Annotated in this window: 14 protein-coding genes; 5 read left to right on the top strand and 9 right to left on the bottom strand. The window is 69.3% G+C overall.

Annotation, left to right across the window (positions count from 1 at the left end; translation table 11 throughout):
- Positions 1 to 192: Ada metal-binding domain-containing protein (locus AAGI91_16285; GenBank protein MEM1044168.1), on the bottom strand; the 192-nt coding region annotated here is incomplete at its 3' end.
- 215 nt (positions 193 to 407) lie between these two features.
- Here AAGI91_16285 and AAGI91_16280 point away from each other — a divergent pair.
- Positions 408 to 1610, top strand: coding sequence for a hypothetical protein (locus AAGI91_16280; GenBank protein MEM1044167.1), 1203 nt, complete (start codon positions 408 to 410; stop codon positions 1608 to 1610).
- Between the two features lie 169 nt (positions 1611 to 1779).
- Here the strand turns inward: AAGI91_16280 and AAGI91_16275 are convergent, their stop codons facing one another.
- Both AAGI91_16275 and AAGI91_16270 read right to left on the bottom strand, forming a co-directional pair.
- Positions 1780 to 2535 carry a hypothetical protein gene (locus AAGI91_16275; GenBank protein MEM1044166.1) on the bottom strand — a complete coding sequence of 252 codons (756 nt, stop codon included), beginning with the start codon at positions 2533 to 2535 and terminating at the stop codon, positions 1780 to 1782.
- A gap of 32 nt (positions 2536 to 2567) precedes the next feature.
- Positions 2568 to 2948, bottom strand: coding sequence for a hypothetical protein (locus tag AAGI91_16270; GenBank protein ID MEM1044165.1), 381 nt, complete (start codon positions 2946 to 2948; stop codon positions 2568 to 2570).
- Between the two features lie 519 nt (positions 2949 to 3467).
- Between AAGI91_16270 and AAGI91_16265 the strand changes: the two genes are divergently transcribed.
- Complete coding sequence (locus tag AAGI91_16265; protein MEM1044164.1) at positions 3468 to 5711, top strand: right-handed parallel beta-helix repeat-containing protein; 2244 nt, start codon at positions 3468 to 3470, stop codon at positions 5709 to 5711.
- Here AAGI91_16265 and AAGI91_16260 read toward each other — a convergent pair.
- Complete coding sequence (locus AAGI91_16260) at positions 5708 to 6877, bottom strand: alpha/beta hydrolase-fold protein (GenBank protein ID MEM1044163.1); 1170 nt, start codon at positions 6875 to 6877, stop codon at positions 5708 to 5710. The genes AAGI91_16265 and AAGI91_16260 overlap by 4 nt on opposite strands.
- Positions 6878 to 6963: 86 nt before the next feature.
- Between AAGI91_16260 and AAGI91_16255 the strand changes: the two genes are divergently transcribed.
- Entirely contained in the window at positions 6964 to 8649 is a 1686-nt protein-coding gene (locus AAGI91_16255; protein ID MEM1044162.1) for an FG-GAP repeat protein, read from the top strand.
- A 107-nt stretch (positions 8650 to 8756) separates the two neighbouring features.
- On the opposite strand, the gene cysC is transcribed toward AAGI91_16255, so the two are convergent.
- From cysC to AAGI91_16235, 4 genes are all read right to left on the bottom strand, one after another.
- The gene (gene cysC / locus AAGI91_16250) at positions 8757 to 9473 is read right to left on the bottom strand and encodes an adenylyl-sulfate kinase (protein ID MEM1044161.1); all 717 of its coding nucleotides are present in this window, start codon (positions 9471 to 9473) and stop codon (positions 8757 to 8759) included.
- On the bottom strand, positions 9373 to 10293 hold the full coding sequence (locus AAGI91_16245) for a sulfatase-like hydrolase/transferase (GenBank protein ID MEM1044160.1): 921 nt from the start codon (positions 10291 to 10293) through the stop codon (positions 9373 to 9375). Before AAGI91_16245 ends, cysC begins: the two co-directional genes overlap by 101 nt.
- 55 nt (positions 10294 to 10348) lie before the next feature.
- Positions 10349 to 11608: a sulfate adenylyltransferase gene (locus AAGI91_16240; GenBank protein ID MEM1044159.1), complete on the bottom strand. Its 1260-nt coding sequence runs from the start codon at positions 11606 to 11608 to the stop codon at positions 10349 to 10351.
- 142 nt (positions 11609 to 11750) lie between these two features.
- Positions 11751 to 11990 (bottom strand): CopG family transcriptional regulator, encoded by a 240-nt coding sequence (locus AAGI91_16235; GenBank protein MEM1044158.1) that lies wholly within the window; start codon positions 11988 to 11990, stop codon positions 11751 to 11753.
- Positions 11991 to 12261: 271 nt separating this feature from the next.
- On the opposite strand from AAGI91_16235, the gene AAGI91_16230 reads away from it, so the two are divergent.
- Positions 12262 to 12744, top strand: coding sequence for a hypothetical protein (locus tag AAGI91_16230; GenBank protein ID MEM1044157.1), 483 nt, complete (start codon positions 12262 to 12264; stop codon positions 12742 to 12744).
- A 163-nt stretch (positions 12745 to 12907) separates the two neighbouring features.
- Positions 12908 to 13738, top strand: a complete 831-nt coding sequence (locus AAGI91_16225; protein MEM1044156.1) for a porin family protein — start codon at positions 12908 to 12910, stop codon at positions 13736 to 13738.
- 45 nt (positions 13739 to 13783) lie between these two features.
- Here AAGI91_16225 and AAGI91_16220 read toward each other — a convergent pair whose 3' ends face one another.
- Positions 13784 to 15076: a threonine/serine exporter family protein gene (locus AAGI91_16220; GenBank protein ID MEM1044155.1), complete on the bottom strand. Its 1293-nt coding sequence runs from the start codon at positions 15074 to 15076 to the stop codon at positions 13784 to 13786.
- Positions 15077 to 15731 lie beyond the last annotated feature (655 nt).

Here is a 15731-nt window from a genome sequence, read left to right as displayed (position 1 = left end):
CGCGTCGGCCGCGGTGGCGACGAAGTCGACGTTCTCACGCTTCGGCTTCCGCGCGCGGCACGTGGGCAGGCAGAAGATCCCCGTCGTCCTCACGCACGCCACGAAGACGCCGACGAACGACTCGTCGCGCGCGACGAGCGCCTCGTACATGCGCTGGGTCGGCGGGAGCTCGGGGAAGAGGAGGGGCTGCATCCTGGGCGGAGGATCCTGGGTCAACGACATGGTGCGCAGCCTGCCGCGGGAGCGAGCACGCCGTCGCCGAGAACTGGACGAGCAATCGGAGTCCGATTTCTCGGCCGGGCCGCGAACGTACCGGCGGGATCGGCGCTGAACACCGTGCAGGAGGGCAGCCGCCCCCGATCGATTCAGCCCGCCGAGGCCCGACGGGCCTCCCACCCCCGACCGCCATGCCGTTCACCCGCCTCTCGTTCGCCACGATCCTCGCCGTCTCGCTCGCCTCGTGCGGAGACGCCGCCGCCACCCAACCGACTCCCGCAGAAGTCGACGTGAGCCAGGCCGCCCTCGCCCTCGAGCCGGACCAGGAATCGCGAGAGGAGACCGACGAGGTCGTTCTCCCGCAGCCCGAGATCGAACTGCCGCAGATCCCCTACGACAAGCAGGAGCTCCCGCGCATTCAGGAGCTCGACGAGTTGATCACCCGACTCGAGACGTTCCGTGTGATCAGCGATCTGGTCCGGACCCGGCACCGCATCGTCCGAGACGCCGCGAAGACGACCCTGCACGGAACGGAAGCGGAGAGGAGCCGCCAGCTGAGCGTCATGGTCGATGCCTTCCTGGACTACCAGCGCAACGGCCTTGTGATGGGCGAACTGCTCCGGGACAGCTTCCTTGCTCACCACGAGAGCGACGAGGCCTTCACCCGCGACTACGACGAGATCTACAAGCTCGCCGAGAAGGAGGTCCAGGAGGTCGTCAAGTCGGGTGAGATCCGGCGCAAGGTGCTCTCGGCGATGCACTCCTCGTACCGCTACGGCGCCAGCATGGACCTCCGCGACCTGAATCAAGCGATCGAGGGCTACCCGGAGCTGCGCGACCGGACGATTCGCCGCTTCGTCGACGGGGTGAAGACCGATCTGCACATGGCTGACTACGAAGAGGGCGAGTGGCTCGCGGCGTCGCTGGGCGGCGCGCGGAACCGAATGGAGGTGCTGCTCCAGCTGGATCCCGAGAACGCCGACGTCAAGGCGGCCATCCGATCGATCAGCGAGAAGCTGAGCAGCCGCCAGGACGAGATCGCGCGCGCTCGCAAGCTGGCTCGTTTCCCCCGCCGCTACGATCGGGCCGACGCGCCGAAGAACGTCGCCGAGCTCGAGAAGGCGCTTCGCAAGGACCTGAAGAGCCGCGGCTACCGGGTCGAAGCGGTGCACCTCGCCGGCCCCTGGACCGAGGTGCGCTCGATCCTCGGGATCCACATGCACAACACGCTCGAGTTCCACGTCGCGGTCGAGTGCCGCGAGAAGGCGGACGCGAAGGCGGGTGTCCTGGACATCCTGCACGTCACCGCGAGGACGCGAGGCGCCGCGCTCGAAACGCCATTCGGACGCATCGGCCAGGGCCGAGTGGCGCAGATGCTGAAGGCCAACCTGTAGGCGATACGGTCCCGCCCATCGGTCTGTCGTTCGTCGAGTCGTCGGCACCGAGGACCGAGGGCGCGCCCGGCCGCGCTCGCCCGTGCTGTACCGAGCCGTGCTGGATCTGCACGTAGGTGAGCGACCGTGTTTCGCGCCACGGTCCGACGCTCGATGTGGTTGGGACCGACTAAGGGTCCCTGCGGATCAAGAGGACTCGCTCCTTGGGGATGATCGCCGTGATGCCCTCGGAGTCGGAGAGAACGTACGCGGCGTCCATCTTGCGGATGTCCTTGCCAAGGGCACGTTTCTCGCCGGCGTCTTCGATCTCGATCACGTAGTTCGAGTCTTGATCGAAAGCGATGACCCAAGGGTGACCGAGCCGAGGTTCGATGGATTTCGACCAGGAGGCGACGACCACCCAGAAGACGAAGAAGACCCATGGGAGGAACTTCCAAGGCAGAAGGCCCCTGATCAGCCGGGAACGCAACGCCTCACTGCGCGACTCGTTGCTGCAGCTCTCGTCGTCGGCGGCCCTAGGCGGGCTCCAGTCGGGGCCACCGTCGCGGTACGCCAGGGGCGCCACCGGATCGACGACGTACTTGTCCCACTTCTCCCCGAAGCACTCCGTGGCCTTGGAGCCCTTGCTCAAAGCGACCGCAATGGAGAAGGCCATCATCGAACCGGCCACTGCGATCCCGAGCGTCAGTGGCCGTGAATCGGAGAGGGCGAGCGCGGTCAGCAGCAGCCCTTGGACGCCGATCAGCCAGTTGATTCGATTGTCCCGCAGGACGTTCTCGTGCTGCCAGAGGGCTCGCAGGACCTCCTCCAGCTCCCGATCCTGGTCCTTCTTCTTGGGGGTCATGCTTCCGTCGTCGCGGGGAGATCGATAGCTGGCGCGCCGCTGCTTCGAATCGGACTGCGTCCGCAGTGCGGCGACGCGCAAGGTACGCACGTCGGGTGCGTGTCGGACCGCGATCAGCCCATCCGGCGCATGCGCTCGTTGGCGCGCTCGAAGATGCCGCGGATCACGTCGCCGTCCGAAGGCTGTTCTTGCAGCGTCTCCGGGTCCCACTGGCTCGGCGTCGTCGCGAAGAAGTCGCCGCCGTAGATGTGGATGCCTCCGGTGAACCGCTCCAGCGGATTGGTGACGGAGTGGATGACAGACTCGGGCAGCTCGCCGACGTCGCCCTCGAACAGGCACTCCGCGCCATAGGCCTCGACGCCCACCTTCGAGCGGCGCCAGAGGATGTTGTCCTCGCGGCCCGCGTAGATCCCGATCAAGGCCCACATCGTGTGGTTGTGGGGCATCAGGTTCATCTGCGGCGTCCAGATGGCCGCGTAGATGGTGAGCGTCAACGAGCGATGGAACACGTTGATCCCTGCTTCCGCGGGCTCACCGATCGCGTTGAGCGCCGCGCGTGGATCGTGCACGGCTCGGGCGAGCACCTCCTTCACGGCCTGCTGCGGCTCGCTCTCCCCTCGCTGGCGGCCGCGCAGTCCTCGACGAACTGCTCCATGTCGATGCCGGAGTGTGCCATCGTAGGTGCGGGGCTGCGACTGGGTCCGGGGGCCCGGCAGGCCTGAGCGGCCAGGACGCCGGCCGTGCCGATGAGGATGTCTCGCCGCAAGAACCGAGGTTCGCGCTGTACGGTATTCGTCATCCCGCTCTCCGGAGGCTCGTCGACTCGAGGCCAGCCACGCCGGCCGGCCTCGGCTCCCGACGATAGAGCATCTCCCCGAACTCCGTATCGCGTTCTCACTCCACGGATGTTCAACGGATCTCCCTGCGCCGCGCTGGCCCTCTGTGTGATTGGTGTCGCTGCGACGGCTTCGGCCCTAACGGCAGCCTTGGCGAGCTCGCAGGAACCACTGATCGTGTTCGTCGCCCCCCGCGGGACCGACGGCGCTCCCGGTACCGCCGAGCAGCCCACGTCCTTCGGGGCCGGGCTCGCCGCGGCCGTCCGAGGCGCGAAGGAGGGTCGGCCCGCGGAGGTCCGGCTCGGGACCGGCCGCTATCGGTTCCGAGAGCGCTTCACGATCGGCGAGCTCGGTGGACCCGAGGCTGCGCCGCTCCTGATTGCTCCCTCTCGCGGCGCCAGCGTCACCCTCGACGGCGGGATCGCGCTGGATCCCGGTCGCTTCGCTCCCGTCGCCACGGCGGAGGAGCGCGCGCGGCTCGCAGCGGGTCGCGCGGGCGACGTGATCGTCCAGACGATCGAGGACGAGAACCTCGCCGCCGTGCTCACGAAAGGGGTCGATCTCACGCTCATCCTGGACGGCGTTCCTTGCCGGCCCGCGACGTTCCCCAACGCGGGCTACGCGGGACTGCAGCCCGAGCCGGTGGAGCCCGAGGTGTCGCCGCCCGGGGTCCCGATCGGTGAGGAGGACTACGGGGTCCGCGCGGGGCACGCGCCCTATCGCGAAGAAGGTCGACCCCGCGGTTGGCTGGGCTCGCTCGACGACCCGCGAGGGGCCTGGGCGAGGATCGGGACGCGAGACGAAGAACGGGCCGGGACGTGGGAGCAATGGCAGTCGGAGATCGAGCGCATCCCCGGTCGCGCTCGGATCACAGGGTTCCTCGACGCGAACTGGCTGCAGCGCTCCCAGCCCCTCGCGGGTGCGGTCGCCGAGCGAGGCGCGCTGCGACTCTCCCAGGCGCTCGCGTACGGTTGGGCCTGGAGAGCGGAGAAGCCGTTCCAGATCACGGGCCTCCTGTGTGAGCTCGACGCTCCCGGCGAGTGGCACTTCGATCCCGCCACGCGGCGCCTCTACCTCATCCCCCTCGCGCCGATCGGCCCCGAGACGGAGATCACCGTCCCCGTGGCCGGCGGGTTCCTCGAGCTCGACCGGTGCGAAAACGTCACGGTGCGCAGCCTCACGGTCGAGCACGTCGCGAGCGGAACCGTGATCGACGTCGCAGGCGGACGCGCGAACACTGTGGCCGGGGTGGTCCTGCGCAGGAGTACGGCGCTCGGGGTCCGCGTCCGAGGAACGCGCCAGCGGGTCCTCGGGAGCGACCTCTACGACCTCGCAGGGCACGTTAACCTGGGCGGCGGGCGCCGCGGCCGAGAGGAGCTCGTCGCGGGAGAGAACGTCGTCGAGAACTGTCACCTGTTCCAGGAGACCTTCCGCCACCTGCGCGTCGGCGTCGGGATCTCCGGAGTCGGCAACGTGCTCCGCCATTGCCTCGTGCACAACTCCCTGGGTCAGTCGATCACCGTGCGAGGCAACGACCACCTGGTCGAACTCAACGAGCTCTTCAACATCGGGTTCGAGGAGGGCGACGGCGGCGCGATCTACTCGGGCGGAGACCTGGCCGGTTACGGGACCGTCTACCGGCACAACTTCATCCACCACCTGATGCACGTGCCGGGCAAGGTCGAGCGATCCGGGATCCACCTCGACGACCTGCAGGCGGGTGCGACGTGCGAGGGGAACGTCTTCTACAAGTCCGCCGCGAAGGGCGTCTTCATGAACGGAGGCGCCGGGCACCGCATTCTCGGCAACGTCTTCGTCGAGGGGTTCCGCGGCGCCTACAACGTCGGCGCTGGCTCGAAGGGAACCTATGAGAAGCAGCTCGCCATCGAGGACGAGCCGACCCACCCGGGACGTGGCACGAAAGAGGACTACGTCGGCCGCGTCGAGGAGTGGCTCGGTCCACGCGGGTGGACGAAGGAGCCCTGGGCGACGCGCTTCCCCCGATTCCGTCAGGTGATGGAGGACGACGGGCCGCACGGCCGACTGTGGCCGATCCGGTGCGTGATCCGGGGCAACGTGTACTCGGGGAACACGAGGGCGAACGGGACCATCTGGTCCCGGGTCAGCGAGGAAGCTCTCGCCAAGTGCGTGCTCGAGCCCGACGTGTCGATCGATCCTCGAGCGTTCACGGACCTGGCCACTCTCGACCTCTCGTTCCGCGAGCCGCGTGCCGGTCTGCCGGACATCCCCTTCGCGCGGATCGGGCTGTACGTGGACGAGTACCGCGCCTCTCGCCCCGATCCTGCGTCCTACCGTCGAGCCGTGCGCGCGTTCTTCGAGGGCGTCCCCTCCATGCCGGGGACGAAGACCAAGCTGGACTCGGCGCCGCTGATTCGGGGCGTCCTGCACATCGGTCGCTAGCGGGGCGGCGAGGCTCCCGCCCACGACGTCACCGCGACCTCGACCCAGCATCGCCACCCCATCGGGGAGTGGTCGATCGGCACCTCGCGCTCCTCCACGGCGACACCGCGCGTGCGAAGAGCTTCCGCGAGCGCGTGACCGTCGCGGACGAGGTTCGGAGTGTCGAAGCGCGAGACGAGGACCGTGGCTCGCCCCTCGATGCGGTCGACCTCTGCGATCTCGTCGAGGATCGGGAGCGGGGCGATCGCCGGGGACATCGCCACGCAGTGGCCGAAGGTCTCGGGGTGCTGGATGAGGAGGTCGACGGCTGCCAGGCCCCCGCGCGAAGCGCCGAGCAGACCCCGTCGCTCGGGCGCGCCGCCGGACGCGAAGCGTCGCTCGATCTCGGGCACGAGCTCCTCGACCACCATGCGGCGATACGCGCCGTAGGTGCCATACTCGAGTCCGCGCTGGACCGGGTCGACGAACACCACGAGCACGGGTGGGATCCGCTCCGCCGCGAGGAGCGCGTCGAGGATCGGCGGCAGGCCGACCTCGTCGCGGAAGCGCGTCCCGTCCTTCACGTAGAGCGTCGGTAGCGGCTCGCCCGACGCGTCGTACCCGGGAGGCACGTAGACCGTGACCTCGCGCTCGTTCTCGCGAATCGCGCTCGTCAGCGGGAACGACGTCAGCGTTCCGCGGGGATCGGTCGACGTCGGCGCAGGCGCTTGCGGGACGTCCGAACCGGCCGCGACCGACCGCTCGGTCCCGAACGTCGTCGTGCGCTCGAGGTTGAGCGGGTCGGTAGCCGTCGCCTCCCCGTGGCGGATCAGATACTCGAGGCGCGTGTTCGGCGGCACGGTGGCGCATAGGAAGAACCACCCCGACGTCCCGATCGGCGTCATGCCACCGTCGCCCACGAGGTCCGACGCCTGGTATCCGCCGTCGTTGAAGTCGCCGACCACGCGCGGGGGCTTGCCCGACTTCGACACGGCGAGGAACAGCAGCTCGTCACCGTGCCGCAGCGGCGTGCCGCCCAACGCCGCGATGCGTCGAACGATGCGTTCACCGGGCTCGGAGCTCGATGCGATCGTCTCGAGCCAGCGGTCGAACGGCTCCTCGGTCTGCGAACCGGCGCACCCCGCGAGCACGATCAGCGATCCGAGTGCCCGGAGCGAACGCCTCATGCGGGCCAAGTGTAAGACGCGCGAGGAACGGGCACGGAATCGAGCGCCGCCCATAGACTCGGATCGTCCCCGGACAGGAGCCGTCCATGCGCCTCTCGGCATTCGCCCTCCTCTCGGCCGCGACGTCCACCGCCCCGGCCATCGCCGTCCCCCAGGTCGTCGACGAACAGCGCGTCGACCAGCCCACGTCCTGGCACCTGCACGCTCAGATCCAGTACGGCTACAAGCTCGCGTCGCACGGGGACACCTTCCTCGTGACGACGCCCGGCTATCCGCGCACCTCCGGGCCCCAGGCGCAGAGCGGCATCGTGCTCTGCTTCGAGCGCGACCCCGCCTCCGGCGAATGGGCGCTCGATCAGGAGATCCGACCGATCACGCCGCGGCGGAACTCGCTGTTCGGCATCGGCCTCGACCTCGATCCGAGCGGGAACCGCGCGATCGTCGGCGCGCCGTACGAGTCGATCTACGGGCCGACGCTCAACTTCGCCGGCGCCGCCTACGTGTTCGACCGTGACCCGGCGACCGGCGTGTGGTCGGAATCGCAGCGCCTGGAGGCGTCGAACCTGAGCAAGGACGATTACTTCGGCTACGACGTCGTGTTGCGGGGCGACACGGCGGTCGTCGCCGCGCCGCTCGCGGGCGCGACCCAGAACGGCATCCTGTACGTGTTCGAGCGGAACGCGTCGGGCGTTTGGATCGAGCAGCAGCTGCTGACCGCCGCGCTCCCGGGCCCGTGGCCGGTCCTCGGCGAGAACCTGAGCTTCGACGGCGACGTCCTCGTGGCCGGCTCGGGGACGTTCGTCAGCAGTGCCGCCACCCCCGCCGTGGTCTTCCGCCGCGCGGGCCCTGGCACGCCGTTCCAGTACGAGCAGGACCTCTTCGGGGGGAATCTGCCATTCTACCTCCCGCTCGACGTCTCGATCTCCGGCGACCGCGTGCTCGTCGGCTCGCGCGAACAGGTCGACGTGCTCCCGGGCGAAGGCCGCGTCTACCTGCACGAGTTCGATGGCGGCACGGGCCAATGGACGCTGTCGCAGACGTTCTCGCCCCTCGATCCGATCACGGAGCACTTCGGGTTCTCCGTCGATCTACGCGGCGGGGTCGCCCTGATCGGCAACTACTACCACGACAGCGACAACCCCACCCAGGCGCCCGGTCCGCTGACCCAGGTGCTGTTCGAGCAGCCGGCCGGCGGATGGACGATGGAAGTCCTCGGTGATCCGGCGCCCGCAGGAACGCGCTGGTTCGCGTCCGAGACGGCCGTCGGCGACGCCACGGTGTTCGCACACCGCGGATTCACGTCGCTCCCCGACCCTTCGGACGTCAACGCGTTCAGCCTCGCGAGTGCGCCGATCGGCGTGCCCTCCTGCGCACCGGCCACCCCGAACTCGGCGGGACTCCAGGCGCGACTCGTGGGCCGGGGGACGGCGGACGTCGACGCGAACGCATTGGCGCTGGAAGCGACTGCACTCCCGCCGTTCTCGACGGGCTTCCTGCTCGTGGGCCCCCAGCAGCAGACCGGAACCGTCCCGCCCGGGAGCCAGGGCGTCCTCTGCTTGGGTGGGGCCATAGGCCGCTACTCGAACCAGGCGCAGACGGCGGACGGAAGCGGGCGGGCGCTCGTGGCGATCGACACGCTCGCGATCCAGCAGCCGACCGGCGCGATCGCGGCGATGGCCGGCCAGAGCTGGAGCTTCCAGTACTGGTACCGCGACGCGAATCCGACCGTGACGAGCAACCTCACCGAAGTCTCGACGGTGACGTTCCGCTAGCGTCGCGCGGGCGCACGGGCCCGATGGAGAACGGCCGGCCTCCCCGCTCTCGGAGAGGCCGGCCGCCTTCTGGAGACCGCGCAGAGGTGTGCTTGCGCGGTGGTCGGTCAGGCCTGCGCGGCCGCGGCCTTGATCAGGCCCTTCTGCTCGAGGAAGGCGAGGATCTTGTCGGCCGACTGCTCGATCGACTCGTCGCCCGTGTGGACGGTGACCTCGGCGTTCGTCGGGGCCTCGTAGGGGTCGCTGACGCCCGTGAAGTTCTTGATCTCGCCGGCGCGGGCCTTCTTGTAGAGGCCCTTCGTGTCGCGCTCCTCGACGACCTCGAGCGGCGCCTCGACGAAGACCTCGACGAACTCGGCGCGGTTCGGATCGATCATGCCGCGGCACTCGTCGCGGATCTCCTGGTACGGCGAGATGGCCGCCGTGATCGCGCAGCAGCCGTTGCGCGCGAGGAGGTTGGCGACGAAGCCGATGCGCGCGACGTTCGTGTCGCGGTCTTCCTTCGAGAAGCCGAGGCCCTTCGAGAGGTTGGTGCGGACGACGTCGCCGTCGAGGACCTCGACGTTCTTGCCGCGCTCCATGAGGATCGGCGTGAGGTACTCGGCGAGCGTGGACTTACCGGCGCCCGAGAGGCCGGTGAACCAGAGAACGAAACCTTTGTCGGACATGATGGAGTGTGATTGAGAGTGGTTGTGTTCGGTAGGAGGGAGTGTCGCGAGCCGCTCAGCGGACCTTGCCCTCGAGGTAGGGCACCTCGAAGCACTTGTCGTGCATGATCGGGCCGTGGCCGAAGTAACCGGCCTCGCCGAAGAGCTCGCCGTGATCGGCGGTGACGATGATGTGCGTGTTCTTCGGGACCATGTCGTAGAGCTGCTCGAACACGCCGTCGAGGTAGCGCACGGTGTCGATCTGTCGATCGCGGAGCTGGTCCAGCTTGTCCTGGTCGAAGAACTGGAAGTCCTCTTTGAACTTCTCGTCCTCCTCCGACTCTTCCTTGGCCGCGATCTGGTCCTTCATCTTGCGGAACACGCCGTTCACGCCGCTGATGCGGGGCCACATCGACGAGTCCTCGTCGGGCTTGGCGTAGGGGTAGTGCGTCTCCCCCACGTTCAGCATGTAGAAGTGCGGACGCGGTCCGTCGAACTTCAAGGTCGGCAGCATGGCCGCCATGTCGTTGTGGCTGTCCATCAGCTGGTACGTGTCGAACGAACGGTTCATCCCCGTCTTCTGGTTCAACACCGGCAGCGACACGCGGGCGTGCGTGTCGTAGCCGAGCTTGGTCTGCAGGAAGTTCGGCAGCCAGAGACCCGGGACCATCGCACCGAAGTCGATGTCGGTGCCCTTGGAGCCCAGGCGGTCGTTGTAGTTGTAGAAGTCCTCCTTGTAGTACTCCGACGCGTACACGTTCTCAGGCGACGTGTGCGGGAGGAGGCCCGGGAGGAGGTTGTAGTGGGACGGGGCCGTCCACGAGGCGTAGGTGTAGCGCTTCTCGACCTTGCCGCCCGAGATCTTCTGGATCGTCTTCGTCTCCGCCGCCATGAACGAGTCGAAGCGGCACGAGTCGAGGGTGATGATGATGAAGTCGTTCTCGGCCTGCGGCTCGGGCTTCTGCACCGCGCCGGGCCGCATCAGCGGCCGCGGCATCGGTCGAGGCGCCGGAGCGGGCTTCTTCTTGAACTTGTCGAAGAGCCCCATCGGATCAGGCCTCTTTCGTCTTGTAGAAGTCGACGAGGATCTTCGCCGTCGTCTCGCGCATGATCCGCGGGTCCGGGAACTCGCCGCCCACGAGCTGCTCGCGCACCTTGGTGCCAGAGATGAACACGGACGTCTTGTCCTTGTTCGCCTCCATGAGGCCGACGCGGCCGAGCTCCTCGAAGTACGCGGCGAAGCCGACGTTGACCGTCGCGATCTCCAGGCCGCCGCCGAGGTTCTCGAAGACCTCCTGCGCGTCGAAGTCACCCCAGATCGCCGTCTTGTCGTCGAACGGCGCGTCGGCGTGCTTGCGTCCGATGATGAAGTGCGTGAAGCCGAGGTTCTGGCGGTAGATCGCGTGCATCACGGCCTCGCTCGGGCCGCCGTAGTACATGCGCATGTCGAGGCCGACGAGCTCGAGGTTGTCGTTGAGGTCCTGCCCCTTCGACGACCACAGCTCGACGTCCATGTCGCCCTCGCCCAGGAGGCGGTTCTCGACGAGCGCCTCGTAGGTGTCCATCCGCGTCGCGGCCGGAACGTCGTCGCCCTTGAGCTGGCCGACGAGCGGGTTCAGCACGACGCCGGTCTTCTTGCCGTTCTCGCGCAGGATGACCTCGGCGCCGTAGACGAGCGCGTACTCGTGGGCGCGGTGCAGCGGGTTGCGCGTCTGGAAGGCGATCGACTGCTCCCAGCCCGACTCCTCGATCAGCTTGCGCGTCTGGGCCGGGCCCATCACGCGCTTCGCGAACGGACGGCTGTCCGTCTCGGGCGCCAGCGTGATCGTGCCGCCGACGAGCTTGGTGCGCTCGTCGCCGGTCCAGAGGCGCGCGCCGGGGTGGTCGGTGCGATCGGTGCGGTAGACCGCCTTGATGAAGGCCGCCTTGTCCCAGTCGAACGCGCCGCCGTCGACCTCCAGGACGCCGAACGCGGCGCCGCCGGACGTGAGGGCGATCCTGGCGCCGTCGGTGCACGCGGCGGCCTCGGCGTCGGTGACCGGGAGGATGATCGGGATCGTCCACGCCCACTTGCGGCCGCCGCGCTCGATCGCGCCCTCACCGAGGACCGAGTCGTAGTCGGCGCGGGCCATCGGGCCCTCGATCGGGGACAGGGTCCCGTCCGCGATGCGGTACAGCGTCGTGCGGTCGACCTCGTTGACCTCGACGGCGGCGAGGCCCTCGGCCGCTGCGGCGGCGCTGGGGTCGATGCGGTCGACGGGCTGGTCGAGGCCCCCGTGGACGGGGAGGGTGACGGCGTTTGCGGCGGTCATGAAAGCTGCTTGGGAGGGGCCGTTGTGGCGAGGTGGGAGCCGTGTGGCGGGTAGAAGCCGTACGGCGTGGTGTGGAAGCGGCTCGCGCGGGCGCGTCGCCCGCAGTGGATCGATGGAGCCCGAGGAGGGCGGAGGAGGCGGATCAGAGGTAGCCGAGGTTCTCGAGCTTCCGCCGGACGTCATCGAGCTCCTCCTGGGTGAAGTCGGCGCCCTGGACGCCTTCCTCGGGTGCGACCTGGGTCGAGGACGAATCCCCCATCAGGTCGCGGAGCACGAAGACGATGAAGTCCGTGGGCGAGTTGAAGCCTGAGCCGTCCACGACCTGCTGGATCTTCCGATACAGCGGACGCGGGATCTTGACGGTGACCTTGGACTCTCTCACGGCACTCCTGGCGGCGTCGGACGCTCCGATCGCACTCCGATAGTACTCCAATCGGAGTCTCGGGGGAGAAGCTGGAGTGTGATCGGAGTGTCTTTTTGCGATCCACGGTGATCCGGATCGAGACGAGACAGGCGCTCATGCCCGCAGGAGCCCGCCGTACCCACGGTCCCGCGCGGCCCCGGAGGCCGAGGTAGACTTCCGCCGCACGGGCCGCTTCCGCGGCCGCCACGCCCGGCCCAAGGCCGCTCCTGGACCCACGTACCGCCCGAAAATGCGACTTTCCACCGCGCTCCTGCCCCTCTCGCTCCTCTCCCTCGCCGCCTGCGGCGGCAACAGCAGCGCCGCCGACGTCGACATCGCCGAGCTGGTGCAGACCGGCAAGTTCGAGGCCGCCGTCAGCGCCGCCGAGGCCCAGATGGCGACCATCGAGAAGGGCACCGAGGCCCACAAGGACCTCGTCCTCAACTACGCCTCGGCGCTCGCCGAGAGCGACTCCGAGAAGGCCCGTAACGAGTTCCTGGGGTTCGCCACCGAGCACACCGACCTCGTGACGCCCAAGGACTTCAAGTTCGTCGTCAGCCAGCTCCGGACCCACGACCAGTACCTCCACGCGATCGACGTCATGGACGCCGGCAAGAAGCGCTGGCCCAACGACGCGGAGATGGACAAGACGGTCGAGGCCCTCAAGCAGGACATCGCGGCCTCGGGCAACTCCGCCGCGGCCGCCAAGATGGCGGGCCTCGGCTACATGTGAGACGCCACCGTGTCCCGGGTCGAGCCCCGTCCGACACGTTTCGCTTGGCGTACTAGGCTCTAGGGGCCGGCGGACAGCATCGTCCGCCGGCCCCCTTCCGTGAAAGCGGCAGGATCCGTCCTACGATCTGGGCCCCCATCCGCCGGCCCTTTCAGCGACCCCCATGCGAGTCAGCCATAAGGCCCTGGCGCCCCTCTCTTCCCTCATCCTGCTCGCGTCGTGCGCGGCAACGTCGGCCCCGATCTCGCCGACCGCCCTCGCCCTCACGACTCCGCTCGCGAGCCCGCTCGCCGCCACCCCGGCACCGACCGCCTCCCTGACGCCCGTAGCGCCCCCGGAGATGGCTCCTGCCGCGGCCACATCGACGTCGTACGTCCCGGCCTTCGCGCCGGAGCCGCTGGCCGCGCCCCAGCGGGGCTACTACGACCGTGACCGGCGGCCCGACGGCCCCACGGCACCGCACGAGGAGGGCCGGTACACCCGCCCCGTCTCGGGCCGGGCGACGTTCCACTTCGGAGGCCGACGGCTCGACGACTCGTTCAAGCCCACCGAGGAGCCGGGCGTGTTCGGCGTCTCGATCAACAGCGTCGGCTCGAACCGGCTCGGCGTCGAGGGCGGCTTCCAGTTCGCCTACGACGAGGAGCGGGACGTCCAGATCGCGGGCCTCGGCCGCTCCGACCTGGAGCTCAGCCAGGCGGAGATCTTCCTCGGACTGCGCGCCGAGCTCACCGACGGTCCCGTCCGGCCCTACCTCGGCGTCGGCGGCACCTGGATCAACACCGAGACCCGGGTGCGGAACGGCGGTGACACCGGCCGGCAGGACAGCAACGACTTCGGCATGTACGCCCAGGGCGGCCTGGAGTTCGACCTGACCGACACCTTCTTCCTCGGGGTCAACTACCGGCAGACGTTCGACCTCAGCTACGACGTCGACGGCACCCGCTTCGACGGCGACTACAGGCAGGTCACGGTCTCGCTCGGCCTGAGCTTCTGAGCTGACTCGCAGCGCCCGCGGACGCGCTCCCCGCCCCTGGCCAGGTCACAGGACCCGCCGCGGCGGCAGGAGCGCGTTCGCGGTCAGCATCCCTCCGACGAGGGCTGCGGCGACCAGCAGCATCTGGAACGCCGCTTCCAGGCCGATCACCGCGTTCTTCTCGGTGAACGAGCTGAGAGCGCGGTAGCCGAGCGAGCCCGGGACGAGGACGAGCAGCCCGGGCAGGAGCGGCACCGTCGCGGGCCGGTCGCGCAGCCGCGCGTAGGCGTTCGAGAGCAGCGCGACCGCCAGCGCGCCCGCGAACGCGGCGAGGGCGGCGCCCTGGACGGCCGCCTCGGGCCGGTCGGGCCCGAGCGCCTCCGCCGCCTCGGCGGTCAGACGGGCGGTCACGAAGCCGACGGCGCTCGACGCGAGGATCCAGGGCAGCTCCCGCACTCGCGCGCCGAACAGCAGCCCGAATCCGAGCGCGGCGAGCGCGATCGCCGCCGCGAGGGCCGGCGGCGAGGTCAGCCAGGCCTCCGGCGGCCCCGCGGGGACCGGACGGCGCTCACCGACCGCGACGGCGGCCACGACGCGCCCCAGGTAGGCGCCGAAGGTGATCGTCAGGAACACGGACGCGGCGCCGGCGAGGCGCGCCGTGCCGGAGGCGAGGTGCCGGGTCGCGAGCTCGACGAGCGCGACCGTCAGCGAGAGCCCGGGGACGAGGACGATGATGGACGCGAGCGCGACGACCCGGTCGTCGACGACGCCGCCCCCGTCGACCGAGGAGCTCCAGAGGGAGGCCGCAGCGAACCCCGCGGCCGCGGCGAGGAACGCCGCCGCCGGTTCGAAGACCCCCGCGACCCCTTCTCGGCGCCGCGACACGAGCTCCAGCGCGCCGATCAGGACGCCGATCGCGGCCGACAGCAGCGCGTCGGCCGCTCGACCGCCGAAGAAGATCGCGGCCGTCCCGGCGGCGAGGGCGTGGCCGACGATGGACGCGAGCCCTGACCAGCGGGGCGGCCGCGCCTCGAGGTCGTCCATCCGCCGGCACGCGTCGTCCACGGAGACCCGCCCCGCCTCGACGTCCTCCAGGAGCTCGTCGATCTCGACCAGCTTGCCGAGGTCGACGCCGCCGGGCTCGACGCGCAGGAGGCGCACCTCGTCGCGCGACGCGCCGCCGAAGGCGATGAAGATCGAGGTCGGGGACGAGAAGACCTGGATCTCCAGGCCGAACCGATCCGCGAGGGCCACGAGCACCCGCTCCAGCCGATGCGCGGGCGTGCCGTAGGCGTGCAGGAGCTCCGCGGAGCGCAGGAGCAGGCGGGTCGTCCCCGGGTCGTCGGTCGGAGCGCGCACGATGGCCCGCGAGTGTGTGGATCGGACCCTCCTGGAGCACCCGGGAGCGTACGAATCTGCGGATTTACCCGTGGCGCTCGACGGCCACGTCCCCTCGTCTGTGCGGACCAGTCCCTCGTCGCCCCCCCTGCCCCCCACTCGGCTCCTCACTCGGCCCCCGACCCTGCGTCGCGACGTGGGCGCTCCGCCGCGCGGCTGCCACTGCGCGCGTGGAAGGGGGGGCATGGGCGAGAGGGGGCGGGATGGGGGGGTTTCGCGCAGGATCTGCGAGAAGAGGCAGCGGGGAGGCCAGACCAAGCTCCGCAAGGCGCACGAGCACGGGCTGCGCGAGCACCTGATTGCTTTCAAGAAGGACTACGGCGAGAGCGATGAGGCCCCGGCAGTGCCGGCGTCTCGCACGCTCTCGCTCGCGGAAAAGCTGGCGGAAAGCGAGCGCACGCTGCCTAGCTATCTCGGCGCGGTGCCGCCGGTGTATTTGCTCGCTGGGCAGGGGGTAGGGAGGGGGAGAGGGTGGGATAGCGGCGCGCTCGGCGCCAAGTGAGGCCAAGCGCCAACAACTAAAGAAACAACTAAAACATTGTTCGCTCGAGCCTTCGAGCCTTTATCCGGCGCTACTGCCGCGAAAGTGCCAACAAAAGCACTTTCTGCATGCGGG

Source organism: Bacteroidota bacterium (assembly GCA_038746285.1).
Classification (GTDB): Bacteria; Bacteroidota; Rhodothermia; order Rhodothermales; family JANQRZ01; genus JANQRZ01.
Note: the sequence above shows the minus strand (reverse complement) of the source record. Positions and strands in the feature narration are given on the sequence as shown.